The sequence below is a fragment of the Thalassospira lucentensis MCCC 1A00383 = DSM 14000 genome (genome assembly GCF_000421265.1).
GTDB lineage: Bacteria > Pseudomonadota > Alphaproteobacteria > Rhodospirillales > Thalassospiraceae > Thalassospira > Thalassospira lucentensis.
Map to the genome: position 1 here is coordinate 18,014 of NZ_ATWN01000014.1, position 26,326 is coordinate 44,339.

The 26,326-nt window shown below is 53.7% G+C and carries 26 protein-coding genes; 15 read left to right on the forward strand and 11 right to left on the reverse strand.

The features are described 5' to 3' along the window. Positions 1-205 precede the first annotated feature (205 nt). The gene (locus K355_RS0121740) at positions 206-1,045 is read right to left on the reverse strand and encodes an amidohydrolase family protein (RefSeq protein ID WP_022734282.1); all 840 of its coding nucleotides are present in this window, start codon (positions 1,043-1,045) and stop codon (positions 206-208) included. Between the two features lie 237 nt (positions 1,046-1,282). Between K355_RS0121740 and K355_RS0121745 the strand changes: the two genes are divergently transcribed. The 12 genes from K355_RS0121745 to K355_RS0121800 all read left to right on the forward strand — a co-directional run bounded on the left by K355_RS0121745 (position 1,283) and on the right by K355_RS0121800 (position 11,639). After that, entirely contained in the window at positions 1,283-2,611 is a 1,329-nt protein-coding gene (locus K355_RS0121745) for an ABC transporter substrate-binding protein (RefSeq protein WP_022734283.1), read from the forward strand. Between the two features lie 102 nt (positions 2,612-2,713). Next, positions 2,714-3,610 carry a carbohydrate ABC transporter permease gene (locus K355_RS0121750; protein WP_022734284.1) on the forward strand — a complete coding sequence of 299 codons (897 nt, stop codon included), beginning with the start codon at positions 2,714-2,716 and terminating at the stop codon, positions 3,608-3,610. Between the two features lie 3 nt (positions 3,611-3,613). Continuing rightward, on the forward strand, positions 3,614-4,480 hold the full coding sequence (locus K355_RS0121755; protein WP_022734285.1) for a carbohydrate ABC transporter permease: 867 nt from the start codon (positions 3,614-3,616) through the stop codon (positions 4,478-4,480). A gap of 4 nt (positions 4,481-4,484) precedes the next feature. Beyond that, positions 4,485-5,570, forward strand: coding sequence for an ABC transporter ATP-binding protein (locus K355_RS0121760; RefSeq protein WP_022734286.1), 1,086 nt, complete (start codon positions 4,485-4,487; stop codon positions 5,568-5,570). A gap of 9 nt (positions 5,571-5,579) precedes the next feature. Continuing rightward, positions 5,580-6,698, forward strand: coding sequence for a mandelate racemase/muconate lactonizing enzyme family protein (locus tag K355_RS0121765; protein WP_022734287.1), 1,119 nt, complete (start codon positions 5,580-5,582; stop codon positions 6,696-6,698). Beyond that, a complete protein-coding gene (locus K355_RS0121770; protein ID WP_022734288.1) occupies positions 6,695-7,024 on the forward strand; it encodes an L-rhamnose mutarotase in 330 nt (109 codons plus the stop codon). Before K355_RS0121765 ends, K355_RS0121770 begins: the two co-directional genes overlap by 4 nt. Continuing rightward, a complete protein-coding gene (locus tag K355_RS0121775) occupies positions 7,017-8,072 on the forward strand; it encodes a Gfo/Idh/MocA family protein (RefSeq protein WP_022734289.1) in 1,056 nt (351 codons plus the stop codon). The genes K355_RS0121770 and K355_RS0121775 overlap by 8 nt, the downstream gene beginning before the upstream one ends. Further along, a complete protein-coding gene (locus tag K355_RS0121780) occupies positions 8,065-8,511 on the forward strand; it encodes a MaoC family dehydratase (protein WP_022734290.1) in 447 nt (148 codons plus the stop codon). Before K355_RS0121775 ends, K355_RS0121780 begins: the two co-directional genes overlap by 8 nt. Next, positions 8,508-8,822, forward strand: a complete 315-nt coding sequence (locus tag K355_RS0121785; protein WP_022734291.1) for a UxaA family hydrolase — start codon at positions 8,508-8,510, stop codon at positions 8,820-8,822. Before K355_RS0121780 ends, K355_RS0121785 begins: the two co-directional genes overlap by 4 nt. Then, a complete protein-coding gene (locus K355_RS0121790; protein WP_022734292.1) occupies positions 8,819-10,021 on the forward strand; it encodes a UxaA family hydrolase in 1,203 nt (400 codons plus the stop codon). Before K355_RS0121785 ends, K355_RS0121790 begins: the two co-directional genes overlap by 4 nt. A 9-nt stretch (positions 10,022-10,030) precedes the next feature. Next, positions 10,031-10,768, forward strand: a complete 738-nt coding sequence (locus K355_RS0121795; protein WP_022734293.1) for an SDR family oxidoreductase — start codon at positions 10,031-10,033, stop codon at positions 10,766-10,768. Between the two features lie 31 nt (positions 10,769-10,799). Further along, positions 10,800-11,639 (forward strand): fumarylacetoacetate hydrolase family protein, encoded by an 840-nt coding sequence (locus K355_RS0121800; protein WP_022734294.1) that lies wholly within the window; start codon positions 10,800-10,802, stop codon positions 11,637-11,639. A gap of 83 nt (positions 11,640-11,722) precedes the next feature. Here K355_RS0121800 and K355_RS0121805 read toward each other — a convergent pair whose 3' ends face one another. Together K355_RS0121805 and K355_RS24725 are read right to left on the reverse strand one after the other, a co-directional pair. Then, positions 11,723-12,856, reverse strand: coding sequence for a CaiB/BaiF CoA transferase family protein (locus K355_RS0121805; protein ID WP_022734295.1), 1,134 nt, complete (start codon positions 12,854-12,856; stop codon positions 11,723-11,725). Beyond that, complete coding sequence (locus K355_RS24725) at positions 12,853-13,992, reverse strand: extracellular solute-binding protein (RefSeq protein ID WP_022734296.1); 1,140 nt, start codon at positions 13,990-13,992, stop codon at positions 12,853-12,855. The genes K355_RS0121805 and K355_RS24725 overlap by 4 nt, the downstream gene beginning before the upstream one ends. A gap of 169 nt (positions 13,993-14,161) precedes the next feature. On the opposite strand from K355_RS24725, the gene K355_RS24730 reads away from it, so the two are divergent. Together K355_RS24730 and K355_RS0121820 are read left to right on the forward strand one after the other, a co-directional pair. Further along, complete coding sequence (locus K355_RS24730) at positions 14,162-14,956, forward strand: IclR family transcriptional regulator (RefSeq protein ID WP_022734297.1); 795 nt, start codon at positions 14,162-14,164, stop codon at positions 14,954-14,956. 92 nt (positions 14,957-15,048) lie between these two features. Continuing rightward, positions 15,049-15,987 (forward strand): 2-hydroxyacid dehydrogenase, encoded by a 939-nt coding sequence (locus K355_RS0121820; RefSeq protein ID WP_022734298.1) that lies wholly within the window; start codon positions 15,049-15,051, stop codon positions 15,985-15,987. A 19-nt stretch (positions 15,988-16,006) separates the two neighbouring features. Here K355_RS0121820 and modC read toward each other — a convergent pair whose 3' ends face one another. The 8 genes from modC to K355_RS0121860 all read right to left on the reverse strand — a co-directional run bounded on the left by modC (position 16,007) and on the right by K355_RS0121860 (position 24,031). Beyond that, a complete protein-coding gene (gene modC / locus K355_RS0121825) occupies positions 16,007-17,137 on the reverse strand; it encodes a molybdenum ABC transporter ATP-binding protein (RefSeq protein WP_022734299.1) in 1,131 nt (376 codons plus the stop codon). Beyond that, complete coding sequence (modB, locus tag K355_RS0121830; protein WP_022734300.1) at positions 17,134-17,826, reverse strand: molybdate ABC transporter permease subunit; 693 nt, start codon at positions 17,824-17,826, stop codon at positions 17,134-17,136. The genes modC and modB overlap by 4 nt, the downstream gene beginning before the upstream one ends. Beyond that, positions 17,823-18,644: a molybdate ABC transporter substrate-binding protein gene (modA, locus tag K355_RS0121835; protein WP_022734301.1), complete on the reverse strand. Its 822-nt coding sequence runs from the start codon at positions 18,642-18,644 to the stop codon at positions 17,823-17,825. The genes modB and modA overlap by 4 nt, the downstream gene beginning before the upstream one ends. 48 nt (positions 18,645-18,692) lie before the next feature. Next, on the reverse strand, positions 18,693-19,211 hold the full coding sequence (locus tag K355_RS0121840) for a hypothetical protein (RefSeq protein ID WP_022734302.1): 519 nt from the start codon (positions 19,209-19,211) through the stop codon (positions 18,693-18,695). Between the two features lie 62 nt (positions 19,212-19,273). Further along, on the reverse strand, positions 19,274-19,963 hold the full coding sequence (locus K355_RS0121845) for an exonuclease domain-containing protein (RefSeq protein ID WP_022734303.1): 690 nt from the start codon (positions 19,961-19,963) through the stop codon (positions 19,274-19,276). 5 nt (positions 19,964-19,968) lie between these two features. Beyond that, positions 19,969-21,837 (reverse strand): DUF294 nucleotidyltransferase-like domain-containing protein, encoded by a 1,869-nt coding sequence (locus tag K355_RS0121850; protein WP_022734304.1) that lies wholly within the window; start codon positions 21,835-21,837, stop codon positions 19,969-19,971. Positions 21,838-21,978: 141 nt separating this feature from the next. Further along, on the reverse strand, positions 21,979-23,745 hold the full coding sequence (locus tag K355_RS0121855) for a sodium:solute symporter family protein (protein WP_022734305.1): 1,767 nt from the start codon (positions 23,743-23,745) through the stop codon (positions 21,979-21,981). Between the two features lie 25 nt (positions 23,746-23,770). Further along, positions 23,771-24,031: a DUF4212 domain-containing protein gene (locus tag K355_RS0121860; protein WP_022734306.1), complete on the reverse strand. Its 261-nt coding sequence runs from the start codon at positions 24,029-24,031 to the stop codon at positions 23,771-23,773. Between the two features lie 612 nt (positions 24,032-24,643). Here K355_RS0121860 and ettA point away from each other — a divergent pair. Beyond that, a complete protein-coding gene (gene ettA / locus K355_RS0121870) occupies positions 24,644-26,323 on the forward strand; it encodes an energy-dependent translational throttle protein EttA (protein ID WP_022734307.1) in 1,680 nt (559 codons plus the stop codon). The last annotated feature ends 3 nt before the right edge of the window (positions 26,324-26,326 follow it).

Sequence of the window (26,326 nt, forward strand, 5' to 3'; positions counted from 1 at the left end):
TCGAGGATTTCAGTTGAGCCACAAAAATTATAGAGATTAACTGTGCAATTGACGCCACGTTTATTAGACGTGTAGCGACAATGGTTGCGGTTGAGAGTCCTGAGCCCGCATTTTAGGTGTCAAAACGGATGTTATTGGAAATAATCCAATGTATTAGAATATATCGGGTTCGCCGGTGAGCCGTAGCTCGGAAGAAATAACAGAGTCATAAATGCTCAATGTTCCAGATGCGTTTAGCATTGCCGCTGGCAAATGCGGCGCGTTCGGTTTCTGATGCCCCTGCAATCAGGGCCTGCGTTGCGGCCATCCATTGGTCCAGCGACGAATTCAGCGTGCAAACCGGGCTGTCTGATCCCCACAGCACACGACCCCAGCCAAAACTTTCAATAATATGTTCGACATAGGGGCGCAGCGTCTCAAGCGTCCAGTCGGGGGCGGCATAGGCCGAAATGCCAGAAATTTTTGCATTTACATGCGGGCGTTCAGCAAGGCGTGTGATTGATTTTTCCCAATCTTTGTACCCATCCCCGGCAATGTCAGGGACACCGCAATGGTCGAGAACGAAGGCCGTATTGGGGCAGGCATCGGCAAGATCGATTGCCAATTCAAGTTGGCGTTGGCTGACACAGATGTCAAAGGGCAGGCCCTTTTTACCGATCAGTCCAACGTTCGCACGAAAGCCGGTGTCTTGTGAGAGTTCATCAGGAACGACGTGTAATACGCGGCGGATGCCTTTGACCACTTTCGGATCGAGGCGATCGAGGAAGCTGGTAAAATCTTCTGCTTCGGGCCGGGCCGATGAAATGGCCCCGCGCATCAAACTCCCCGGTCGCGCCATCAGGTCGGCGACAAAGGCGTTTTCTGTTTCGATAAATTCCGGCGCGCAATCAACTTCCATGTGCAGGACACCTGAAATGCCAATCCGTTTGGCCGTGCTTTCATACTCATCATAGGTCCAGTCACGGTTGAGCGCGGGGACATCCGTCAACCAAGGGTATGTGATGAGTTGACGGGAAACCAGATGAAGATGGGTGTCGATAAACATGAAGGTTCCTCTTTGTCCTGATCTTTTTTGCGTGGCCTTATTGGGGATTTTACGTGGGATATGCAGGATATCCTGTGTTTTTTCACGGGCTAAGCGATTTCTTTGGTGAGTTCAACTTGACTCACTATCGAAGTCAAGTTTAAATATAAAAGATGCTTCCGAATATGAAATTAACAAAATAACGGCAGCGGAAGCCAAAGCCAGTTGGAGAAGACCGTTCCATTTAGGGAGGAAATAGTGAGAACGTTTTTAAAGGGCGCGTCGAGCGCCATACTTGCCACAGCGGCAGCGGTAACCGCAGTTGTCAGCGTCAGTAGCATCGGACAGGCGGCTGAATTTGATGGGGTGACCATCGAAGCCAAACTGATCGGTGGGCAGCAATATGAAGCACTTTATGCCCGCATTCCTGAATGGGAAGCCGCGACCGGCGCAAAAGTGAACATCATATCCAAGAAGAACCACTTCGAACTGGATAAGGAATTCAAGTCCGACATTGCAGCAGGCACGACCGACTGGTGTGTTGGATCGAACCACTCATCCTTCGCGTCCCAGTATTCGGCACTTTATACCGACCTGGGCGACTTGGTGAGCAAGGATACGGTTGCCGAGTTTGTGCAGGCCAACATCAAAGCCGCCACTTTTGACGGCAAGCTGGTCATGCTGCCGCGTGCTCAGTTTGATGTTTCGGCACTTTACTATCAGAAAGACCTTTATGAAGACGCCGAGAAGGCCGCGGCATTCGAAGACAAGTACGGCTATCCGCTTGCTGTGCCCGAAACCTGGGCGCAGGTAAAAGATCAGGCGATCTTCTTTGCGGATCCGCCGAACTTCTATGGCACCCAGTATGCCGGTAAAGACGAAGCCATCGTTGGTCGTTATTACGAAATGGTCGTTGCCGAAGGCGGCAAGCTGTTTAACGACGACTTCTCGCCGGCTTTCAATTCCGAAGAAGGCAAACGCGCCTTGCAGTGGTTTGTTGATCTGTATGACGCAGGCGCGGTTCCTGCTGGTACGACCAACTATCTTTGGGATGACCTTGGAAACGGGTTCGCATCCGGGACAATCGGATTAAACCTTGATTGGCCGGGCTGGGCCGGGTTCTTTAACGATCCGTCAGCATCGAAAGTTGCCGGTAATGTTGGTGTCGCCCCGGCACCCAAGGGTTCGGCTGGTGTGCGTACCGGTTGGTCCGGGTTCCATGGTTTCTCTGTAACCGAAGATTGCGAAAACAAGGAAGCAGCGGCGTCACTTGTTGACTTCCTGACCAACGAAGACAGTCAGAAACTTGAAAGTGCAGCTGGTCCATTGCCGTCACGAACCGCTGTTTGGGATTACGTTTCCGAACAGGCAAAAGGCGATCCGTATCGCAGCGAAGTTCTGGCAGCGTTCAAGGAAACGGCTGCAACCGCATTTGCGGTGCCGCCAACCCCGCTTTGGGTTGAAACCACCAACATCATCTATCCTGAACTTCAGGCCGCCATTCTTGGTGACAAAACCGTTGATGAGGCGCTTGCCGATGCGCAAGACTCCGTTGACGAGTTGATGCAGGAAGAAGGCGTCTACTAAGCCAGAAATACCGGACGGCATGGTTTTGTCTGTGTCGTCCGGTCCAATCTTCCATCCGCCTGAAATGCACGGGTCATCCGTGCCGCTCTACGGGACATCCTCATGAAGCGCTTGAAGCTCCCTCCGTGGTTGGTTCTTTTATTACCAGCCATCATCATTCTATCGGCCGTCGTGCTGATCCCGCTCGTTTTCTCGCTCTATTCGAGTTTCACGTCCTATCGGCTGACCCGGCCAGACAGTATTTTTAACTGGGTCGGATTGTTTAACTACGAAAAAGCCGTGACCGATGTGAAGTTCTGGGCCGCTTTCGGGCGAACCGTTCTGTTGCTGGCCGTGGCCCTTAATCTTGAGATGCTGCTGGGCCTTGGTCTTGCGCTGATGGTGTCGAAAGTCACCAGCGGCCAACGCCTTTTGCGCACGATGATGATGTTCCCGATGATGTTCTCGCCGATCCTGGTCGGTTTCCAGTTCAAGTTCATCTTTAACGACAATGTCGGTCTTGTGAACAATGCGCTTCAGTCGCTGGGCATTACCGATCAGGCCATCCCATGGTTGGTCGATGGCAACCTTGCGATGTTTTCGATCATCTTTGCGGAAGTCTGGACGGCAACATCGGTGTTTGGGATTCTCATTCTTGCCGGGCTTTATGCCATTCCACGCGATCCGCTCGAAGCTGCGAAGGTTGACGGCTGTACGTCTTTGCAATCTTTTCGCTATGTGACATTGCCGTTTTTGATGCCGTTCATATACATCGCGATGGCGATCCGGTCGCTGGATGTGGCGCGCGCCTATGACATCGTTCAGATCATGACAAATGGGGGGCCTGCACGCCGGACAGAGCTTTTGTGGACCCTGATTGGCCGGACGGGTTATGTCGATGCGCGCATGGGGTATGCCAATGCGATGGGCTATATCTCGATCTTTCTCGCGATCTTCTTCACCGTGTATTTCTTTAAGAAACTGACACAGTCCCGGCGTGAACTTGGGATGGGGGCGTAAGCAATGGCGACCAATATGAACCACCGCATCCGCCGTCATTCCCTTAAGGGATTGCATTTCTTTGGTTTGTTTTCCGCGATGATGGTCCTGTGTGTGCCGGGGCTCTGGATCGTGTTGAATTCTTTCCGTCCAACGGTCGAGATCATGGCAAAACCGCCTGTCTGGATCCCCAACGAGCTGAACCTTGACCATTACCGCGCAATGTTTGGCGGGATTGGCGAGGGGGGCGTACCTGTCCTGACTTATTTTACCAACTCGCTGATCATTTCGGTGACCTCGACTGTGATCGCGATCTTGATCGGGATGGCGGGGGGCTATGCCTTTGCCCGGTATAAATTCAAGTTCAAGGGCGGCGTGTTTGTCGCCCTGATGGTGACGCGTGCAGTGCCCGGCGTGGCGCTATCCTTGCCGCTGTTCATCATCTTTGCGCGGGTTGGCATCATCGATACACATCTGGGTATGGTGATGGCCTATGTCGCGTTGAATGTGCCCTTTACGATCTGGCTGATTGACGGCTTTTTCAGGCAGGTTCCCCCGGAACTGGCCGAAGCCGCCGAGATCGATGGCTGTACCCGGTGGCAAGCCTTCTGGCGGGTTGAATTTCCCGTCGCGCGCTCCGGCATTGCTTCTGCTGGTATCTTCGCCTTTTTGACGTCATGGAACGAATATGCGCTGGCGTCCCAGCTGACGCGTTCGACCACGTCAAAGACGATGCCGGTTGGACTTTTAGATTTCACTTCGGAATTTACCCTTAACTGGGGGGGGATGTGTGCGCTTGCGGTTTTGATGATTATCCCCGCGCTGATCCTTACTTTCCTCGTGCAGAAACACCTCATAGCCGGCCTGACCTTTGGCGGCGTGAAAGGATAAGAAAATGGCGAATGTCACCCTTCGCAATGTGGTGAAGAAATACGGCGTTCTTGAAGTCGTTCATTCCATCAACCTTGAAATCGCCGACAGCGAATTTGTCGTTCTGGTAGGGCCGTCGGGCTGTGGAAAGTCGACAACACTGCGTATGGTCGCCGGACTTGAAGCGATTTCAGGCGGCGAGGTGCAGATTGGCGGACGGGTTGTTAACGACCTTCCGCCGCGCGAACGCAACATCTCGATGGTGTTTCAGAACTACGCGCTCTATCCGCATATGACGGTGCGTGAAAACCTTGGCTTTTCGCTTAAGGTTGCCAAACAGGCGCAGCCGGTAATCGACGATGCGGTCGACAAGGCGGCAGAAATCCTGTCGCTGACACCGCTTCTGGATCGAAAGCCCGGTGCACTTTCTGGCGGGCAACGTCAACGTGTGGCGATGGGGCGCGCCATTGTCCGTCACCCGGAAGTCTTCCTGTTTGACGAGCCACTTTCAAACCTTGATGCAAAATTGCGGACCCAGATGCGGGTCGAGATCAAAAAATTGCATCAGAAATTAAAATCGACCATCATTTACGTCACCCATGATCAGGTCGAGGCCATGACGCTTGCTGATCGTATTGTCATCATGCGCGACGGCCATATCGAACAGGTCGGAACACCGCTTGAGGTGTTTGAAAATCCATTAAACACCTTTGTTGCAACATTCATCGGCTCGCCGCCGATGAATCTTTTGGATGCGGTTGTCAAAGACGGGAAGCTCGCGTTTTCCGATGGTACCCTTATTGCCATGCCGCCGGGCTATTCTCAGGCCGAAGGACAGGCTGTTACCTTTGGTGTACGGGCCGATAACATCATGCCGGTGGGCCACGCGCTTCCGCACGGTGAACATATGGCCGAGGTCGAGATGGAAGTTAACCTCACCGAGCCATTGGGCACAGAAACACTGCTTTTCTCGGTGCTTGCGGGTAAAGAAGTACAGGCCAAGATGTTCAACCCGCGTCCGGTCCAAACTGGCGAGCGTATGACATTCCAGATCATGCTCGACAAATGTCACCTGTTTGACGCCGAAACCGGCGCGGCACTGAAACGCTGAGGTCATCTGATGGCACGAATTACACGCGCAAACGCATTTCTGGTCGATCTTGAACCAAAGGTCGTGCGCACCGATGCGATCCAGTCGTTCAAGTCACAAGAAACGATCTTTGTCGTGCTCCATGACGCGGACGGCGCACAGGGCATGGGATACAGCTACACCATCGGGGATGGCGGCCCATCGGTTCTGGCACTGTTGCAAAAAACGTTACTGCCCCGCCTGATGGGACAGGACGCAGACCACATCGAAGCCATCTGGCGTGATCTTTTGTTCTGTTCACATGCGACAGCGGTTGGGCCGATCATGTCGCTTGCGCTTGCGGCGATTGATACGGCCCTTTGGGACATGCGCGGTCACAAAACCAATCTTCCGCTTCATGTTCTGGCGGGTGGGGCCAAAAGTACGGTGCCGATGTATACGACCGAAGGCGGTTGGCTTCACCTGCCGCCAAAGGCACTGGTCGAAGATGCCAAGGCCGCAAAGGCAGACGGCTTTCGCGGATCAAAGGTCAAAATTGGAACACCAACTGTTTCCGGTGATGCCGCCCGGCTCGAAGCGGTGCGCAGTGCGCTTGGCGATGAGTACGAGATCATGACCGATGCCAATCAGTCGATGACCGCGGCCGAGGCAAAACGGCGTGTGCCGATGCTTGAACAGCTTAACATCGCATGGTTCGAAGAACCGTTGCCGTCTGATGATATTGCCGGGCATGCCCGTTTACAGGCGCAATCGCGTGTTCCCATCGCGGTGGGAGAAAGCCTGTATAGCTTGGGGCAGTTTGCCGACTATATCAGTGCCAATGCGTGCGAGATCGTACAGGTCGATGTTGCCCGTGTGGGGGGGATTACGCCGTGGCTTAAGGTCGCACACATGGCCGAAGCACATAACATGTCGGTCTGTCCGCATTTTCTAATGGAACTGCATGTCAGTCTTGTCTGTGCCGTGCCCAATGCACCGTGGCTTGAATACATTCCCCAGCTTGAAGACATCGCGGTCCCTATGTCGCGTAAAGGTGGGATGGCAGTTGCCCCTGACGCTCCGGGGCTTGGCATCGACTGGGATCACGAAAAACTTGCTGCCCTAACTCTTGCGGGCAGCGCATTCGAAATAAAGGAGGGGCAGCAATGAACCGCCACGGACAACTGATTGGCATTGGTGAGGATGCCATCGCGGAATACAAGCGTCTTCATGCCGATGCATGGCCCGGCGTGCTTGCCAAGATTTCCGCATGCAATATCCGCAATTATTCAATTTTCCTGAAAGAACCGGAAAACCTGCTGTTTGCCTATTTCGAATATGTCGGCACGGATTTTGATGCCGACATGGCAAAAATGGCGGCTGATCCCGAAACACAGCGCTGGTGGTCTTTCTGTGAACCGCTACAGCGTCCACTTGAAAGCCGCAACGAAGGCGAATGGTGGGCCGAGATGGAGGAGGTATTTCATCATGACTGATTTACGCCAGACAATTGAAATGCCCAAAACACCGATGCCCGTCGTGATCTTTGGTGCGGGTTCCATCGTGACCGATGCGCATCTTCCGGCCTATCGCGAATTGGGTATCCCGGTTGCCGGGATATTTGATCCTGATACTGCCAAGGCGCAAAAAGTCGCATCTGGTGCCGACACTCAGGCATTTAACACGGTCAAAGAGGCAGCAGGACAAACCGGGGTTGTCTTTGATCTTGCCGTGCCGCCCGCGGCAATTGTCGGTGTGCTTGAAGCCTTGCCGGATGGCGCCATCGCCCTGATCCAAAAACCGCTTGGATCGGACTTGGCCGAAGCCGACCGGATTATTTCTGTTTTACGGCGCAAGAAAATCAAGGCGGCGGTTAACTTCCAGCTGCGTTTTGCGCCCAACTCATTGGCGCTTAAGGATGCGGTCGCACAAGGATTGCTTGGTGATGTCGTTGATTTTGATGCATGGCTTGCGCTTGATACGCCCTGGCATTTGTGGGAATTCCTTGCCAATCTGCCGCGCGTCGAAATTCTTTTGCACTCGATCCATTATCTTGATTTTGTGCGCGACCTTTTGGGCAACCCCAAAGGCATTCATGCGCGTACACTTGGTCATCCGTCATCAAGTATGTCGAACACGCGCAGTGCCATGATGCTTGATTACAGTGATCAGATCCGCTGCAATCTTTCGATCAATCACAACCATGCTTTTGGCCGGAAATTTCAGGCCTGCGAGTTTCGGATTTGCGGCACCAAAGGGGCTGCTTATATGAAGCTTGGGGTCAATCTGGACTATCCCAAGGGCGAGCCGGATGAACTTTGGCTCAATACGGACGGCGAATGGCGGCAGGTCGAACTGGTCGGTGACTGGTTCATCGCCGCATTCAAGGGGCGTTTCGCACAGCTTCAGCGGTTTGCGTGTGGACTTGACGCGGACCTTGAAGGTTCGGCTGAGGACGCATGGCATACGATGGCCTTGGTCGAAGCTGCCTATGAAAGCTCCGCCCAGCCGATGCATCCGATCAAGGAGGCCCCGAATGCTTGAGCAGGTTACCTATTTTGAGGACTACGCAATCGGCGATGGCCGCGAAACCACGGGGCGTACGATCACGGAAACTGATTTCGTTGTTCATGCCGGGCACTCAGGCGATTTCTTTCCCCATCATCTTGATGCCGAATTTTGCAAGACACTGCCTTTTGGTCAGCGTATTGCCCATGGCACCATGGTTTTCACCATCGGGGTTGGATTGACCGCAACGGTTATAAATCCAGTCGCATTTTCATACGGCTATGACCGCCTGCGTTTTGTCAAACCGGTGTTTATTGGTGACACGATCAAATCGCGTGTCGAAATCACGGATAAAGAAGTGATGGAAAAACGGCCCGGTTATGGCCGGGTTACCGAACGCCTGACCGTGACAAACCAAAAGGACGAGACCGCCCTTGTTGCTGATCATATCTATATGGTGGAGATGCGACCGTGACAGGACCTTTCATTCTTTTACATCCGAACGACAATGTGCTGGTCGCCCGAAAACTGGCACCAGAAGGGACCAACGTGGAACTTGCCAGCGGTACGATTACGCTGACACAGGCGATCCCACTGGCCCACAAGATTGCCTGTCGTGATATTGCCGAGGGCGAACGTATCTTGAAATACGGCATGCCCATCGGCATTACGACACACGCCATCGCGGCGGGTGCACATGTTCATGTTCACAACATTCGTTCGGCCTATACACCAACCTATGCATTGCAGGATGCAAACGGGCAAAGCGCAGAGGTGTCATCATGAAACAACAATTCCAGGGCTATCTTCGTGCCGATGGGCGCAAGGGCATCCGAAACACGATTGTCGTGGCTTACCTTGTTGAATGTGCCCATTTCGTTGCATCCAAAATTGTTGCGGGCTTTGATGACAACGACGTGCAGCTGATCGGATTTCCCGGCTGTTTTCCGAATGAATATGCCGCGCGCATGATGGAACGTTTGTGTACCCATCCCAATGTCGGCGGGGTGCTGTTTGTGTCGCTTGGCTGCGAAAGTTTCGACAAAGTTCGCGCATCCAAGGCCGTATCTGACTCCAACCGTCCGGTCGAAACCTTGGTGATCCAGCGATCTGGTGGAACCGCAAAAACGGTTGCGACCGGCAAAGGATGGGTGCGTTCGGCCCTGACCAAGGTGGCACAGGTTGAACGTGCTCCGATGGGTGTTGATGAGCTGATTATCGGAACGATTTGTGGCGGATCGGACGGAACGTCTGGCATTTCGGGAAATCCGGCGGCGGGCAAGGCCTTTGATCTTTTGATCGGCGAAGGCGCGGCCTGTATCTTTGAAGAAACCGGCGAGCTGATCAGTTGCGAAGACATCATGGTCGAACGCGCGGCAACACCCGAATTGGGCAAAGAGTTGCGGGCGGCCGTCGAAAAGGCTGAACGGTATTACGCAACCCTTGGATATGGATCGTTTGCGGCAGGCAATGCCGCAGGCGGGCTTTCAACGATCGAGGAAAAAAGCCTCGGCGCCTATGTCAAATCCGGTGACAGCCAGATCATGGGGCTGATCAAGCCCGGTGATGTACCGCCCAAGGGGGGCTTGTACCTGATGGATGTAGTGCCCGATGGCGAAGTGCGGTTTGGCTTCCCGAATATTTCGGACAATGCCGAAATCGTCGAGATGATCGCAAGTGGTGCGCATATGACGCTTTTCGTCACGGGGCGCGGGTCGGTTGTCGGTTCGGCCATTTCACCCGTGATCAAAATTTGCGCCAATCCAGATACGTACCGCGCGCTCGAAGACGACATGGATGTGAACGCAGGCGCAATCATCGAAGGCCTGCGCTCGATTGAGGAAGTCGGACAGGAAATCCACGATCTGGTGATTTCGGTCGCAAAAGGCGCCCAAACCAAATCCGAGATCCTCGGCCATCGCGAATTCATTCTGACATATAAAACGTTTGAACCAATCGGGCCTTCGTGCCTGCCGACCGTTTGAGGAGGAAACATGAAAAGAATTGAAGGAAAGCTGTGTCTGGTGACGGCAGCCGGGCAGGGGATCGGTCGCGCATCGGCAGAACGTCTTGCGGCCGAAGGCGGTCATGTGATCGCAACCGACATCAACGACAAAGCCCTTGCGGAACTGGCCACCATTGACGGTATCGAGGCCAGAAAGCTGGATGTCACCGATAAGGCGGCGATCACGTCGTTGATTGATGACATTGGCACCGTTGATGTTCTGTTCAACTGTGCGGGCATTGTCCATAACGGTACGATCCTTGAGGCGACCGAAGAAGAATGGGACTTTGCTTTCGACTTGAATGTGAAGTCACAGTTCCGCATGATCCGTGCCGTGCTGCCCGGAATGATTGAAAAAGGTCACGGGTCGATCATTAATATGTCCTCGGTCGCGGGACCGGTGACTGGTCCTGTAAACCGGTTGGTCTATTCTGCGTCCAAGGCGGCCGTTGCGGGCATGACACGGGCGATTGCCAACGATTATGTCAAACAGGGTATTCGGTGTAACGCCATAGCACCCGGAACGGTCGACAGCCCAAGCTTGCATGAAAGGTTGCGTGCGACCGGGGATTACGACGGGGCGCTTAAGGCCTTTATCGGGCGTCAGCCGATGGGCCGGATTGGCAAGCCCGAAGAAATAGCAGCACTGGTAACCTATCTGGCCTCTGAAGAGAGCGGATTTACCACCGGTGTCGTTCACGTTGTCGATGGCGGCTGGACTGCCTAAGCGAAAATTGAAAAGAAGGAAGTGAAGTAAGATGAAATTCGCACGTTATGGAGAACGCGGGGCAGAGAAGCCGGCACTTGTGGACGCAAACGGCAATCTGCGCGATCTGTCTGCGCATGTTGGCGACATCGCTGGTGACGTTCTTACCCGTCTCGATACGTTTAAATCGATTGATCCAGAATCGCTGCCGCTGGTTGATGGCGGGCAACGTCTGGGTGCCTGCGTCGGGCAGACCGGAAAGTTCATTTGTATTGGTCTGAACTATGCCGATCACGCTGCTGAGTCTGGTATGGAAGTACCGCCAGAGCCGGTTATCTTTGCCAAATATACCTCGGCGATTTGCGGCCCGAATGACCCGATCATCATTCCGCGTGGCTCGGAAAAAACCGACTGGGAAGTTGAACTGGGCTTTGTCATTGGCAAAACCGCAAAATACGTCTCTGAAGAAAATGCACTGGATCACGTTGCCGGTTTTTGCCTGATCAATGATGTGTCCGAACGCGCCTATCAGATCGAACGCGCAGGCCAGTGGTCCAAAGGCAAATCATCGGACAACTTTGGTCCGACCGGTCCGTGGCTTGTGACCCCGGACGAAGTTGGCGATTTTGACAAGCTTGGCATGTGGCTTGATGTGAACGGCGAACGCGTTCAGGACGGATCGACCGCGACCATGGTCTACCGGGTGCCGCATCTGATCGCATACTTGTCGCAATTCTTTACCCTGCATCCGGGCGATATCATTTCGACCGGAACACCTCCCGGTGTGGGGCTTGGCTTCAAACCGCCGCGCTATCTGAAAGAGGGCGATGTGGTTGAGCTCGGCATCGACAAGCTGGGTACGCAGCGTCAGGTTTGCGTTAAGGACGACTAAGCGTCTTTTAAGCGAAGACAAAAGTAAAGCGCGGTTCCCAACGGAGCCGCGCTTTATGAGTTTAGGGAGTAATCTTTCGCCTCTTACCAACCGCTTTCAAGCAGGTCATTTGCTTCGCCAAGTTTGGGGGCGGCCTTTGAGGATGCCGGGCGGCTGCCATCAATCCGTAGGGGTAGTTTTGTCGTTTTCATTTCGACATCACCCCGTCGGATGTCCTGAACCATATCAAGGTTCTGCAAGATACCGCTTTCAACCACACCATCCCAATCCATGACCGGGGCCGCCCAGATATCATTGGCGACGAATTTCTCCATCCAGTCGGCACTGTTTGATGTCTTTAGGCGTGCGGCAAGGGTGGCCTTGATCTCGTCACGATGTTTGAAGGCATCCATCTTTGTGATGTCTGTACCAATACCGGTGATTTCGGCCACAATTTCAAGCTTTCCCATGGCAATGGCGATATAGCCGTCAGCGGTTTGGTAAACACCGTAGGGAGCCGCGAGATAGGCATGGGCCGGGTTGTTCTTTGAACGTTTCGGGGTTCGCTTCCCATCATTGAACCATGTCGTCAGAAGTTCGAACTGCAGATCGGCAAGAACCTCGATCAATGACGTTTCGACACAGCCGCCGATCCCCTTGGTCGCACGGCGATAGAGCAGGGCCAAAACACCATGTGCGAGTGCGGAACCAGCAAGCACATCGGCCACCGGAAGCCCCATCGCTACCGGGCCGTCATCCTGCCCGCCCGAAAGCCACATAACGCCGGACCGCGCCTGGGCCAAAAGATCCTGTCCGGGCAGGTTCACCCATGGACCATCAGACCCATAGCCGGTGACAGTACCGTAAACGACAGTCGGGTTGATCTTTTTTACATCTTCATAGCCAAATCCAAGCCGTTCCATCACACCCGGGCGGAAGTTCTGCAAGATCACATCCGCGTCGGCAACAAGCTTTCGAAGCTGGGCTTTGTCTTCATCTGATTTAAGGTCCACCGCAACCGACCGCTTGTTACGGTTGATCGCGTGAAAGATCGTGCTTTCGCCGCCGATCTTGGTGTCTGTCAGATACAGATACCGCGACAGGTCACCAAGTCCGGTGCGTTCGACCTTGACCACATCCGCGCCAAGATCAGCCAGTTTTAAGGCGCAATAGGGCCCGGCCAGGAATTGTGAAAAATCGAGGACCTTAAGGCCATCAAGGGGCAACAGTTCAGTCATGCGCAGAAGCTTTCGTCAAATCGGTTCTGAAGGGCGGGAAGGGCAGCATCCGGGGTGGTTTTTTCGCGAAGAAGATCCAGCAGGATTTCGGATGCGTCTTCCTGAAAAGCCATATATCCGGCGTGACGCGGGCGCAGCCATGCCGCCTCGTGGGTCATGCGGGTATTGTTATAAAGTCCACCAACCGGAGCATTCACCGACGTGTCGCCCCAGGCAACTGCATTGCCCGGTTGACCATTGTTCTGGGAATACAGTCCGCGCTGGATGTCAGACGATGCCACCCAAAGCGCGAACTCGGTGCAAATTTCGGGGTGTTTCGTACCAGATGAAACCGCAATCCCCGTTCCCCCAAGGGCCGATCCAAGCGGGCCAGACGCACCAAGTGACGGCATATCGTGGAAGGCTATGCGATGGGAACGATATCCCACCCGGCCATAAGGCGCATACAGGTAAACAAATGGGCACAGGGCAAATTGATCACCATCTGCAAGCGCATCAAGGGCGGCAATCGGATCCATGTCAAAACAGGCCGGATCGACAAGATTGGCCAATGCCTGCATGGCGGCAATGACGTCGCGTGCGGCGGTGCTGTCAATCTGTGCGTGGCGCGTGACCGGGAAAGGTGCGCCATGGTTTGCCAGTAACGTGAAAAACGACATCAGCACGTGGGGGGCGCGCAGTGGCCAGACCACACGACCCTTTTTTGCCTCGGCAAGGGCATCGTCAAACCGGGGGACGGGGCCGGTTAAAAGGTCCGGGCGCAATGCCTGCACCTGACAGGCGGCATCAACGGGTAAGGCCCATTGATGGTCTTTGTAAAAATAGCTTTGAAAACTTTTGCCAACTGTCTCGGCGAACAACTGTGCCAGCTTGTCTTGGTCGCCAAAGCGATCGATTGGAAGAAGGCAGTTTTTTTCAACCACGGCACCGACATGGGGATGATCAATGATGATGAGGTCATAGGCGCTTGCCAGTTCCTCAACCGGGGTGCTTTCAAACTCCTGAAGAGATCGCTTGTCCCAAACGATCTCAACATTGGGATGGCGTTCACGAAACACAGAACTCGCAGCAACCAATGGATCGTAGCCACGCGGATCAGACCACGTCATTCCCCTGAGGCGTATTGTGTCGGGCATAGAAAAATTTCCTCCTGCCGTCACTTTAAGGGTGATGATTTATAAATGAAAGAGTATTTTATATTTGATATTGTGTTTATGCTAACGCAGGTTCGGTTGCCAGAAAGCAACCCGCGCGCATATACTCCGCCTAATGTAAAAAGCGGTTCGCAAACCCCTGAGAGGACCTATGAACGGCAAAGCCGAAGTACCAACGGAAGAAGAAAAATACCGCGCCCCGGCATTGTCAAAAGGGCTTGATATTCTTGAGCTTCTTGCCTCTGAGGCGGATGGGTTATCGCAGATCGCCATTGCCAAGGAACTGGGGCGCAATACCTCGGAAATTTTCCGTATGCTCATGGTGCTGTGCCAGCGCGGATATGTCGAACAGCGCGAAGATGATGACCGGTATCTGTTAACGACCAAGATGTTCGAAGTCGCACACCGTCATCCGCCAATCCGTCGCCTGACCTCCATCGCGGGGGAGGCGATGCAACGCCTTGCCAATGATGTGAACCAGTCAATGCATCTGGCGATCATTCATTCGGGCAAAGTCCTTGTCATCGCGCAGGTTGACTGCCCGGATAATAACATCACCGCGGTACGCCTTGGCGCGCAGATCAACATCTATGACACGGCATCAGGCCGGGTTCTGGCGGCATGGATGGCACCAGACGCGCGTGACATGTTGCTTCAGGAAGCCGGTGGAGAAGGCAAAGAGGAACACCAAGCCTTCCTTGCCGATTTGCGTGACGTGCGAGAAGCCGGATATTGTGAATCCCAATCTTTGACCATCGGGGGCGTTTTGAACCTGTCCGCCCCGATCTTTGATTTCTCGGGCAAGGTTGTCGCCGCCCTGACGATCCCCTTCATCCATCGTCTGTCGGGAACCTCGATTGTTACCGTCGATGAATGCCGGGAACGTCTGGTCGCGCTATGTGCCGATATATCGCGCAGGCTCGGTGCTGGGGCTGGCAGCAGTTAAGATGAAACTGTGGTGTAAACGGTTTTAACAACTTGTTTTACAAGTATGCGTTGACTAGTCTGAAGGTCCTTGCCCCATCGGAGTAGCCTCTCATGTCACGGTCCGTTCTTGCCCTTTTGGATGTCCGTCCGGCCTACACGGAAATGCTAGCCCAAAAATATGACCTACATCGCTGGGACCTACTTGATGACAAGCAAGGGTTCCTGAGCCAGACCGGCAAAGACATCACCGCTCTTGTGACTTCGGCTGGTTTTGGACTGCCCGATGGATTGATTGACGATTTGCCGAACCTTGAGGTGATTACAAGTTTTGGTGTCGGGTATGACTCGATTGATGTCGAAGCCTGCCGCGCACGGGGTATCCGTGTGTCAAACACACCTGATGTTTTGACCGATGATGTTGCCGATACCGGCATCATGCTAATGTATGCCACCTTGCGCCGTATCGTGGTTGGGGATCATTGGGCACGTAGTGGTCAATGGGCACAAAAAGGTGCAATGGCGCTTACGCGGTCGGTGCGGGGTAAAAAGCTTGGCATTGTCGGGCTTGGCCGGATCGGACAGGGGATTGCATCACGCGCCGAACCAAGTGGGGTTGAAATCGGCTATTTCGGGCGCAGCCCCAAACAGGTCGATTATCGGTACTTCGATGATCTGGTTGCCCTGGCGCAATGGGCGGATATTCTGATGGTGGCTTGTCCCGGTGGGGACGCGACCAAGGGGATTGTCAATGCGCCGGTATTATCTGCATTGGGCAAAGATGGCTATGTGATCAACATTGCCCGTGGGTCGGTGATCGATGAACCGGCTCTGATTGACGCCCTTCGCAACGGCGTGATTGCCGGTGCCGGGTTGGATGTGTTTCACAATGAACCCAATATGGACCGTGCGTTTGCCGATTTCGACAATGTGGTTCTGTATCCCCATAGTGCCAGCGGCACGGTTGAAACCCGCGATGCCATGGCGCAGTTGGTTGTTGATAATCTTGATGCGTGGGACCAACGTGGCGAACTTGTAACACCAGTCGTTTAATAGCGGATTGCGCTGCGGTCTATTGCTCGCGCAGATGCCCATTGACCGTGACCGATTTGATCACGGCAAAGACCTTTTGATGCAATCCAAGGTTCAACCGGTTTGCCGACCAACTGGTAATCCGGGCATGAATGCTTGGCCGGTCTGATGTCGGGCCGGTATGAATGGCGTCCAAGTCATGGCCAAAGGCCAGACTGATATCAAGGGTGTCGTTGTTGCTTCCGGCCATTCTGGTAATGGTGACGGGGATGACATTGTTGGCACTTATCCCGGCTGGCGGGGTGCGGGCAATCATCACGTCACGCGCACGTATGTGCAGACGCACCGGTGTATTTATTGCGTGACCAAGGTATGGCACGACGATGCGTTGCCCGGCACAATCGAGAAAACTGACCTGTGCCTTGGGATCGCGGCTGGCGACCCGTGCCGGAAGAACCGTACCGGTATCAAACTGCCCGGCAAGCGGGGCAAGGTCGGTTCGGCCCAGCATGTCAAATACCGATCCGTTTGCCAGCGTTTTGCCGTTATCAATCACCACCATCTGATCGGCCAAACGCGCGACTTCATCAATTGCGTGGCTGACATACAGGATCGGCAGTTTGCGTTGATCACGCAGGCTTTCAAAATACGGCAGGATTTCTTCCTTACGCGCCTGATCAAGGGCCGATAACGGCTCGTCAAGCAACAAGACATCCGGATTGGCCAAAAGCGCACGGCCAAGTGCAACACGTTGCTTTTCACCGCCAGACAAATTGTTCGGCTGACGATGCAGCAATTTATGAATGCCCAGCATCTCGATGATGTCTTGCTGATCAGATGCAGGCAGTTTCAACCGGTTGCGTTTGGCACCGTAATAAAGGTTGTCGTGTACGGACATGTGCGGAAACAGGCGGGCATCCTGAAACACATATCCAACACGGCGTTTGCGAATGGCAAGATTGATGTTGCGCGCGTGATCAAACAAAACCCGATCACCAAGCTGCACGCGTCCGCGCCGTGGCCGGGTTAGTCCGGCAATGATGTTAATGATCGTTGTCTTGCCACTGCCCGACGGTCCAAACAGGGCGGTGATCCCCGGTTCTTCGATGCTGAAATCAGCATCAAGTGCGAATTTCCCGATTTGATGCGAGATGCTGACAGAAATGCTCATGATGCGTTCCTCTTGCGGATACGCCGCATGGCAAGTTCGGACAGGAGCAACCCGGTGAAGGCCAACCCGATGGACAGTGCAGCCAACCGGGCCGCAGCCAATTCACCGCCGGGTGTTTGAATGGCGGTATAGATCGCAAGCGGCAGGGTGCGTGTTTCGCCCGGAATGTTCGAGACAAAGGTAATGATCGCGCCAAATTCACCAAGGCTTGCGGCAAAGGCGGTAATCGCACCGGCAATAATGCCCGGCCAGGCGAGTGGCAAGGTCAGCGAAAAGAACCGGTCGATTGGCCCCGCGCCAAGGCTTTCAGCCGCCTGATACAGGCCGTGATTGACGTTTTCCAAGCTCAGCCGGATGGCGCGCACTTGAAACGGGAAGCTGACAATTGCTGATGCCAGTGCCGCCCCGGTCCAGCTAAAGACAAACCGGATATCAAACGTTTCATAGAGCCACGCCCCAAGCGGGGCACGCGTGCCAAATCCGATCAACAGCAAATAGCCCATCACCACCGGCGGCAGGATCAGCGGCAGATGAACACAGGCATCAAGAATAAAACGCCCGGGAAACCGTCCAAGGGCCAAGGCCGTAGCGGTTAAGACCGCAAGCGGAAGCGCACAGGCAACCGCAACACCCGAGATGCGCAGGCTGAGCAACAATGCGTCGATTTCTGCAGGCGTCAAAGTGATCATTGTGCCGCTGTATCCGGGGTAATGGTTACACTGGTTGCGATGGCGTCAAAGCCATAGTCGGCAAAAATCGTCGCCGCGTCATCCCCCAAAAGCCAAACGAGGAATTTTATGGCTGCGGCGCCGTCTTGTGGATCAATAAGTGCAATCGGGTAGGTGATTGGCGGATGACTGTCTGCGGGGAAGGTCCCAATAATTTTAACCCCATCGGAAATCATCGCATCCGTGCGGTAAACAATACCAAGTGGCGCCTCGCCGCGCTCAACAAGTGCAAGTGCAGAACGGACGTTATCTGCACGCGCCAGCCGGGGATTGACCGCGTCCCACTGACCAAGTGTTGTCAGCGCCTGTTTGGCGTAAATACCTGCGGGGACATGATCGGGATCACCAACGGCAATGCGTTCGTCATGACCGATCAGGTTGGTGATTTTAGTGCTTTTGGTGATATCGGTCGGCGGCGTTGTGCTGTTGGCAGGTGCAATCAGAACAAGGCTATTGGCCAAAATATCCTGACGGCTGTTGGTCTGGATGACGCCCTGATCATTGAGCCAGTCCATCCATTTCTCATTGGCCGAGATGTATATGTCTGCTGGTGCGCCTGCGGCAATTTGGCGTGCGAGTGTCGACGAACTGGCAAGCGATAACCGAACATGGGTGCCGGTTTTTTCCTCATACTGCTGTGCGGCGGTTTCAATTGCATTGGTCAGGCTGGCTGCGGCAAAGACGGTGATGTCCTCTGACCACGCAGGTGCTGCAATGCTTCCCAGACCAAGCAACAGCAACGACAAGGGCACTACCAGTAACCGACGCAGGTGAGGCATTCTGAACTCTTTTACATGACAAAACAAAAGACAACTGGTGGTAGGTGATCAACCACAAACGGCTGCGCGCAATGGATCGTCGGGTTTAAGGTCAAACCATTCATCAATGGCGGTAGGAAAGCCACTTTGATCAAGGCTGGTCTGATCGGTGATGTAACCACGTTTGCCGGTAGTGCAATTGACCAGATGGGTCAGAGCCAATGTGGTGCTGCCTTTTTTAAGCAACAAGGTCGTGACGCGCTTTTCATCCGGGGCTTGCGGGTTGATGATAACTTTTTCCCGGTCAACAGCGGTAAAGCGATTGATCGGAGCCGTGATCAAAGTCCAGGGCGCAAAGACGTTTTCATCGGCAAATGTCTGGATGATGATTACGGTATCTGGCAGGCGGGATGCATATCGATCAAACCAGCTATATTCATCCCATATCATATAGCAGAACATCGCGATTGCTGCGGTGAAGGGAATGACATACTTCGGCACCTTTCGTCCCAAAAGACGAAACAGCAGCATGATGACACCTGCTGCGGCAAAGCCGATAACAACTGTCGTAAAAATAAAGACATACATCTGACCGTGCCTCCCTAAATTCTATTTTGGTTTAAAGACACTTGGTATGTCCTGTCATCGAGTTATCGCAGGACACGGCGAAGCTCAAGTACGCCTTTGGGATCACGTTTTGACACCTGTGCCAGAAACAACCCCGATGCGGCAATCGCATCAGAAAGGGCATTGTGTGCGCGAAAGGGCGGCAGGTTGTGTGATCGTCGCAGGTTATCAAGTTTCAGAGCCCCTGATTTAAACGGCTGTCCTTGACGGTGAAGGTCCCGCAACCCCAGAACAAGAGTATCAACGGTGGGGATTTGCAGCGGCGCACCAAAGCATCGTTTGCAGGCATGGCCCAGAAAACCAAGCTCAATCGGGGCATGATGGGAAATCAAAACACGTCCGGCCATCTGCGGTAAAAGCAGTTCGAGGGCTGCTTTGATGTTCGGGGCATTTGCGACGTCACTGTCAAAAATCCGGTGCACTACCACCGAACTTTCCGTGAGTTCCTTGGTCGGGCGCACCAGAATATGTTCGCAACTGGAAAAATCAACGCCAAGCTGACGAATGATCACCCAGCCCAGACTGACGATTTCGTCGCGTTTGGGATCAAGACCGGTGGTCTCAAGATCAAGGGCGATAAACTCCGTATCCATGATCGGTCGCGTTGGATCCGCCGCCGGAACGTCATAATACGTGCGCAGTGCCCCGGTGGCACGACGTTGAACCAAGTCGCGGTAGAACTGGCTGTCGGTAATTTTTTGGCGCAGGCCCATAATGATCAGGTCCCGCTTTTGCCAAAGGCGGTTTCAAGCGCACTTTGAAGATTTTTGATGACGGAAAATGCATCCTTGAGGTGGGTGCGTTCAAACGCCGACAGGCTTTCGGGGTGTAAAAAGTTATCTGGTGCGTGGCCCTGACGAATTTGACGGACCTGATGTTTAAGGCGGGTGATGCTGATGAATTCAAATGCATCCAAAAGGTCAGACGCCCCTTGCGTGCTGATGGATGGGAATGCCTTTACCGCACGCAGGCGATCAAACGTATTGACCTCATCAACACCGTTGGCCAAGGCGTGAATACGGGCCAGATCGACAATCGGCACCACACCGTTATGTTTTAGATCAAGCGTACTGTCATGTTCGCCGCCCCGGATCATGACAAAGTTTTTGAAAAAGCCGAGTGGCACGTGATGGGTCATCGCATTGCCAACCAGATACGCCTGGAAAATACGGTTGTCCTTGGCTCTGGAAACAATGATGCGATGCAGGTCATCAAACAGGGATTTGGTCCCGTGAATGGGCCGCAAATCAAACCAGACAGAACACAGCATCAAGGCCTTGGGTTCGGGCTGTTCGATCCACTTGTTGAAATAGTTCTGCCAGACTTTTGCCGGTTGTCGCCATTCGGCGGTTTTGGCCATCATGTCGCCGGGACAGAACACATACCCGACGTCGTTTAAGCCATCGCAGACGAATTCAGCGAGTGCCTTGAAGTATGCCCCGTGTGCTTCTTCAACGTAGGCATCATCAAGGATCAGGCAGTTGTCCTGATCTGAAATGGCGGTTTGTTCCTGACGGCCCTGTGATCCACCAGCCATCCAGACATAGGGCACGGGCGGTGGGCCAAGCTTTTTCTCGGCCAGCTGAAGAAGCCGCACGGTTGCCGCATCCGACAGAGTTGTGACGATATGTCCGGCATTCTGTGACGTTGCACCAGCTTCGATCAAATGGCTGAGCAGTTCGGGCACCTGTGCTATGACCTTTGCCATATCGGCTGGGTCGTTAAGCTTGCTGATTTTTCCGGCCATATAGACCGCCGAAAGCGATTGGCGCGCGAGCAGGTTGTTGGTCGTGATCATGCCGACCGCCTTGCCGTCCTTAAGGACGGGCAGGTGGCGGATGTTGTTGCGCGTCATGGTCAAAAGCGCATCGAAGGCGTAATCGTCGGGATGAATTGAAATCGGCTTGTCGGTCATGATCGCTGTAACCGGCTCGTCAAAGCTACGTGCTTGCGCGATGACGCGATTACGCAAATCGCGATCGGTTATGATACCGGCAATTTCATCACCGTCTTGCGTGATCAGCAGGCACGATACCCGTTCATCGCACATTAGTTTGCCTGCATCGAGAATGGTTGCACTGCGATCAATGCTGACCAGATCGCGTGCAATCAAATCGGCGACCTTGACACTCATGAGTTTGAGTTGGTCATCATCGCGGCTTTCGATCATCTGCATGCCGCGGCGCAGGCGATCCCCGCCCATCTGGGCGAAAAAGTAGTTAAACTGCGGATATTTTCCCGCCAGATCGTGGAAGTCTTTTTCGGGCAGCAAATAACACAGGCTGTCTTCTAGTGTTGTGATGTTGTTTGCCGCCCGTCCTTTGCGAAACATCGCGCGGACGCCAAAGCATTCGCCCTCAGACAGACGCGCAAGCAATTGACCGTTCGGGTCGCGGGTTTCGGTGCCGCCGGTACGAATAATATAAAGGTGCAAGCATTGCTGTTCTGGCGACAGAACCTTGGTTCCGGCCCGGAAGTAGCGCGCGGTCAGACGTTTGGGCAGGCTTTCAATCACGTCATCAGGCAACAGATCAAACGGATGATGCTGTTTGAGGAATTCTGCGATTTCTTCAAGTTCGATGCTCATGGTCGACCGGTCCCCTGTCGCGCAAGAAGTGCTCGGATTTATTGTTGCCTGACAAAGCGGTAAAAGAAAAGCCCCCGGACCGATCAGAACGATGATCCGGGGGCCTGCAACAGATTTTAATTTAGCAAACCTGCCGACCGATTAATGGTCGACGGCACCGCTGGCCCCTTTGGGGACACGGATATCTTCGATCATGTGCTGGATATGCTCTGGCGGTTCTGCGGTAACTTTCGATACCCCAAACGCCACCGCAAAGTTCAGCAACATGCCAACCACACCAATGCCTTCCGGCGAAATACCGAACAGCCAGTTGGCCTCAACGTTTTCGATCATGACCGGGATAAAGATCCCTTTATAGGCCATGATATAGCCCATGGTGAAGATCAGGCCGACCAGCATCCCGGCAATGGCACCTTCGCGGTTCACCTTCTTGGAGAAAATCCCCATGATGATAACCGGGAAAAGCGATGCTGCCGCAAGACCAAAGGCAAATGCCACAACCTGTGCCACAAAGCCCGGCGGGTTGTAGCCAAGATAACCCGCGATCACGATGGCCGCGGCCGCCGCAATACGCCCGGCCATAAGTTCTTGGCCTTCCGTCATGTCAGGCGTGAATGTCCCTTTAAGAAGGTCATGGGACACACCAGACGAAATCACCAGCAGCAGACCCGCAGCCGTCGACAGTGCAGCTGCAATGCCGCCGGCGGCAACCAGTGCAATCACCCAGTTTGGCAACTGTGCGATTTCCGGGTTGGCCAGAACCATGATGTCACGGTCAACGGTCAACTCGTTCCCGGCCCAGCCATATTCGGCTGCTTTGGTCGCGAAGTCTGCGTTGGCATCATTGTAGTACTGGATACGGCCATCACCGTTTTTGTCTTCAAACGATAGAAGACCGGTGGTTTCCCAGCGTTTCATCCAGTCCGGGCGTTCTTCGTAGGACAGATTGCCGTCTTCTGCACCAACTTCGCCAGGCTGGATGGTTTCGGTCAGGTTCAGGCGTGCCATTGCACCAACTGCCGGTGCAGTGGTGTAAAGCAGTGCGATGAAAACCAACGCCCAACCTGCCGACGAACGTGCATCACGTACTTTTGGGACAGTGAAGAAACGCACGATAACGTGTGGCAAACCGGCCGTACCGACCATCAATGCAAGTGTGATGGCAAAGATGTCGATCGTCGATTTGTTGGTTGTTGTGTATTCAAGGAAGCCAAGTTCGGTCACGACACTGTTGAGGCGTTCAAGCATGAATTCGCCCGTGCCATTGATCGTGGAGCCGAATGCCAGTTGGGGCAACGGGTTGCCGGTCAACTGGAATGCGATAAAGATTGCCGGAATGGTATAGGCAACAATTAGGACGCAATACTGAGCAACCTGAGTATAGGTAATACCTTTCATGCCGCCAAGAACGGCATAGATGAAGACGATACCCATACCGACAACCAGACCGGTAATAAGTTCGACTTCAAGGAAGCGCGAAAATACGATCCCAACGCCACGCATCTGGCCTGCCACATAGGTAAACGAAATAAAGATCAGGCAGATCACAGCAACAATACGGGCTGTTTTGGAATAGTAACGGTCACCGATAAATTCCGGCACGGTAAACTTGCCATATTTGCGCAAGTACGGTGCTAGCAGCATCGCCAGCAGGCAGTAGCCGCCGGTCCAGCCCATCAGATAGACCGAGCCGCCATAGCCAAGAAAGGCAATCAGGCCGGCCATTGAGATGAAGGAAGCAGCAGACATCCAGTCTGCTGCGGTCGCCATGCCATTGACGACCGGGTTAACGCCCTTGCCAGCGACATAAAATTCGCCGGTGGTGCTTGCCTTGGCCCAGATCGCGATGCCGATATACAGCGCGAAACTCAGACCAACGGCGATGTAGGTAAGGGTGGTAAGATCCATCTTGTCTGTCTCCCCAGATCAAGCGTCAATCGTCGTCTTCATGAACGCCGAATTCACGGTCCAGTTTGTTCATCTTGGCCACATAGACGAAAATCAATGCGACAAAGACATAGATGGACCCCTGTTGGGCAAACCAGAAACCAAGCTGGAAGCCCGCTATTTCGATCGTATTAAGGGCGTCGACAAACAAAATGCCGAAACCGTAGGAAACGATGAACCAGATCACCAACAAGGTTGCGACCAGTTTCACGTTTCTCTTCCAGTAGGCTGCGCTTTGGTCATTCATCGCGCGTCTCCTTCCTAGAAATGACAATTTCCTCTGCCGACGTCTTGGTTATGTTGTTTTCGGTCGGCGGCCTGTAATCGGTGCCGTCATGGCGCAATCATCCAATTATGGCACTAAAATCCGATACCAGTTTTCGATAGCGTCCATAAGCTAATCATTAGTCGTATGAGAATGGGAAAAATTGGACTGCAAGATGCTGAAAAAAATGAAAAACATGAACAAAATCACAGCGCTTTGCCATTTACATTGCAGTGCATCATGGCGTGTATTTTTCCAGCCTAATAAACGCATAAAGTTTGTTTTGCGGGGTGTAAATGCACGATTTCATCGCCAAAGTTAATGCCGTGCGACGTTAAAAGACATCGAATGTCCTCGCGTCGTGGGGCATTTTTGCTGAACTGGCGTGCGTTTATAGGCGGAATTGGGGGACGTGTTTTACCCCTTCTGGCATGGCCACTGCTGTTTGCTTTGTATCTTGCGCGGTTTGAAGTTGTTTGTAGAAGGCCGGTCGGTTACAAACGGGCAAAGTATTTCAGGTGCGCGCAGATTGCGTACCGTAGTTTTCCGATCCGGTGTGGTCGGACCCAACGACATTTTTGGATGGGGAATTTAATGGCATCCTACCAGTATATCTACGTCATGAAGGACCTGACCAAGATCCTTCCGGGCGGTCGCGAACTTTTCAAGGGCATTACACTGTCCTTCCTGCCCGGCGTAAAAATCGGTGTTCTCGGGAACAACGGTGCAGGTAAATCGACCCTGCTTAAAATCATGGCGGGCATCGAAAAGGATTACGGCGGCGAAGCATGGCCAGCCGAAGGTGTTCGTGTTGGTTATCTTGAACAGGAACCGCACCTTAATCCTGAGAAGGATGTGCTTGGCAACGTGATGGAAGGCTGTGGTCAGATTGTTGATGATCTGGCACGCTTTAACGAAATCAGCATGTCGTTCGGCGAACCGATGACCGACGACGAGATGACGAACCTTCTCACAGAGCAGGGCGAACTTCAGGAACGCATCGATGCCGCCAATGGCTGGGATCTCGAGCGGACGCTTGATATCGCCATGGACGCATTGCGCTGCCCGCCGAAAGACGCAGACGTTAACAAGCTTTCGGGTGGTGAACGCCGCCGTGTTGCGCTTTGCCGTCTTCTGTTGGACAAGCCTGACATTCTGCTGCTTGACGAACCGACCAACCACTTGGATGCAGAATCGGTTGCGTGGCTTGAACGTCATCTGGAAGATTATCAGGGTACCGTCGTTCTGGTGACCCACGATCGTTACTTCCTCGATAACGTTACCGGCTGGATTCTTGAACTCGACCGTGGTCAGGGCATCCCGTACGAAGGCAACTATTCGTCCTGGCTGGAACAGAAACAGAAACGTCTTGCCCAGGAAGCCCGTCAGGAAGGCAGCCGTCAGAAACAGCTTGCGACTGAACTTGACTGGATCCGTCAGAACCCGAAAGGCCGTCAGGCAAAATCCAAGGCCCGTGTGCGTGCTTATGACGACCTCGTCGCCGAAGCCGCCAAGGCGGTGCCGGACTCAACCAAGATCGTTATTCCGATTGCCGAACGTCTTGGTACCGAAGTTATCACCGCCGAGGGCCTGACCAAGGCATTTGGCGACAAACTTCTGTTTGATGATTTGCACTTCCGTCTGCCGCCGGGCGGCATTGTTGGTGTGATCGGTCCGAACGGTGCGGGTAAAACCACCCTGTTCCAGATGCTGACCGGCAATGATACCCCGGATTCCGGGACGTTGAAGATCGGTGAAACGGTCAAGATGGGCTATGTCGATCAGTCGCGTGCCTCACTTGATCCCAACAAGACCGTCTGGCAGGAAGTTTCAGATGGCCTTGACGAGATTCTTCTGGCGAAACGCCCGATGAGCTCGCGTGCTTATGTGTCGCAGTTTGCGTTCAAAGGTAGCGACCAGCAGAAAAAAGTCGGTCAGCTTTCCGGTGGTGAACGTAACCGTGTTCATCTTGCCAAGATGCTGAAATCTGGCTCGAACGTACTGCTGCTCGATGAGCCGACCAACGACCTTGACGTTGATACGCTCCGTGCGCTTGAAGAAGGCTTACTGGAATTTGCCGGTTGTGCCGTGGTTATCTCGCACGATCGTTTCTTCCTTGACCGTATCGCCACCCACATTCTGGCCTACGAAGGCAATTCGCATGTCGAATGGTTCGAAGGCAACTATCAGGAATATGAAGCGGATTATAAACGCCGCTATGGTGATCAGGCCGACCGCCCACACCGCATCAAATACAAACCGTTGACCCGCTAACTC

Excerpts from the sequence above, each read along its gene's own strand:
- K355_RS0121760 (WP_022734286.1), top strand. The coding sequence starts at position 4,485 with ATGGCGAATGTCACCCTTCGCAATGTGGTGAAGAAATACGGCGTTCTT.
- K355_RS0121775 (WP_022734289.1), top strand. The coding sequence starts at position 7,017 with ATGACTGATTTACGCCAGACAATTGAAATGCCCAAAACACCGATGCCC.
- K355_RS0121795 (WP_022734293.1), top strand. The coding sequence starts at position 10,031 with ATGAAAAGAATTGAAGGAAAGCTGTGTCTGGTGACGGCAGCCGGGCAG.
- K355_RS0121840 (WP_022734302.1), bottom strand. The coding sequence starts at position 19,211 with ATGTATGTCTTTATTTTTACGACAGTTGTTATCGGCTTTGCCGCAGCA.
- K355_RS0121855 (WP_022734305.1), bottom strand. The coding sequence starts at position 23,745 with ATGGATCTTACCACCCTTACCTACATCGCCGTTGGTCTGAGTTTCGCG.
- K355_RS0121765 (WP_022734287.1), top strand. The coding sequence starts at position 5,580 with ATGGCACGAATTACACGCGCAAACGCATTTCTGGTCGATCTTGAACCA.
- modA (WP_022734301.1), bottom strand. The coding sequence starts at position 18,644 with ATGCCTCACCTGCGTCGGTTACTGGTAGTGCCCTTGTCGTTGCTGTTG.
- K355_RS0121780 (WP_022734290.1), top strand. The coding sequence starts at position 8,065 with ATGCTTGAGCAGGTTACCTATTTTGAGGACTACGCAATCGGCGATGGC.
- modB (WP_022734300.1), bottom strand. The coding sequence starts at position 17,826 with ATGATCACTTTGACGCCTGCAGAAATCGACGCATTGTTGCTCAGCCTG.
- K355_RS0121770 (WP_022734288.1), top strand. The coding sequence starts at position 6,695 with ATGAACCGCCACGGACAACTGATTGGCATTGGTGAGGATGCCATCGCG.
- K355_RS0121740 (WP_022734282.1), bottom strand. The coding sequence starts at position 1,045 with ATGTTTATCGACACCCATCTTCATCTGGTTTCCCGTCAACTCATCACA.
- modC (WP_022734299.1), bottom strand. The coding sequence starts at position 17,137 with ATGAGCATTTCTGTCAGCATCTCGCATCAAATCGGGAAATTCGCACTT.
- K355_RS0121800 (WP_022734294.1), top strand. The coding sequence starts at position 10,800 with ATGAAATTCGCACGTTATGGAGAACGCGGGGCAGAGAAGCCGGCACTT.
- ettA (WP_022734307.1), top strand. The coding sequence starts at position 24,644 with ATGGCATCCTACCAGTATATCTACGTCATGAAGGACCTGACCAAGATC.
- K355_RS0121805 (WP_022734295.1), bottom strand. The coding sequence starts at position 12,856 with ATGACTGAACTGTTGCCCCTTGATGGCCTTAAGGTCCTCGATTTTTCA.
- K355_RS0121820 (WP_022734298.1), top strand. The coding sequence starts at position 15,049 with ATGTCACGGTCCGTTCTTGCCCTTTTGGATGTCCGTCCGGCCTACACG.
- K355_RS24730 (WP_022734297.1), top strand. The coding sequence starts at position 14,162 with ATGAACGGCAAAGCCGAAGTACCAACGGAAGAAGAAAAATACCGCGCC.
- K355_RS0121850 (WP_022734304.1), bottom strand. The coding sequence starts at position 21,837 with ATGAGCATCGAACTTGAAGAAATCGCAGAATTCCTCAAACAGCATCAT.
- K355_RS0121845 (WP_022734303.1), bottom strand. The coding sequence starts at position 19,963 with ATGGGCCTGCGCCAAAAAATTACCGACAGCCAGTTCTACCGCGACTTG.
- K355_RS0121790 (WP_022734292.1), top strand. The coding sequence starts at position 8,819 with ATGAAACAACAATTCCAGGGCTATCTTCGTGCCGATGGGCGCAAGGGC.
- K355_RS24725 (WP_022734296.1), bottom strand. The coding sequence starts at position 13,992 with ATGCCCGACACAATACGCCTCAGGGGAATGACGTGGTCTGATCCGCGT.
- K355_RS0121860 (WP_022734306.1), bottom strand. The coding sequence starts at position 24,031 with ATGAATGACCAAAGCGCAGCCTACTGGAAGAGAAACGTGAAACTGGTC.
- K355_RS0121750 (WP_022734284.1), top strand. The coding sequence starts at position 2,714 with ATGAAGCGCTTGAAGCTCCCTCCGTGGTTGGTTCTTTTATTACCAGCC.
- K355_RS0121755 (WP_022734285.1), top strand. The coding sequence starts at position 3,614 with ATGGCGACCAATATGAACCACCGCATCCGCCGTCATTCCCTTAAGGGA.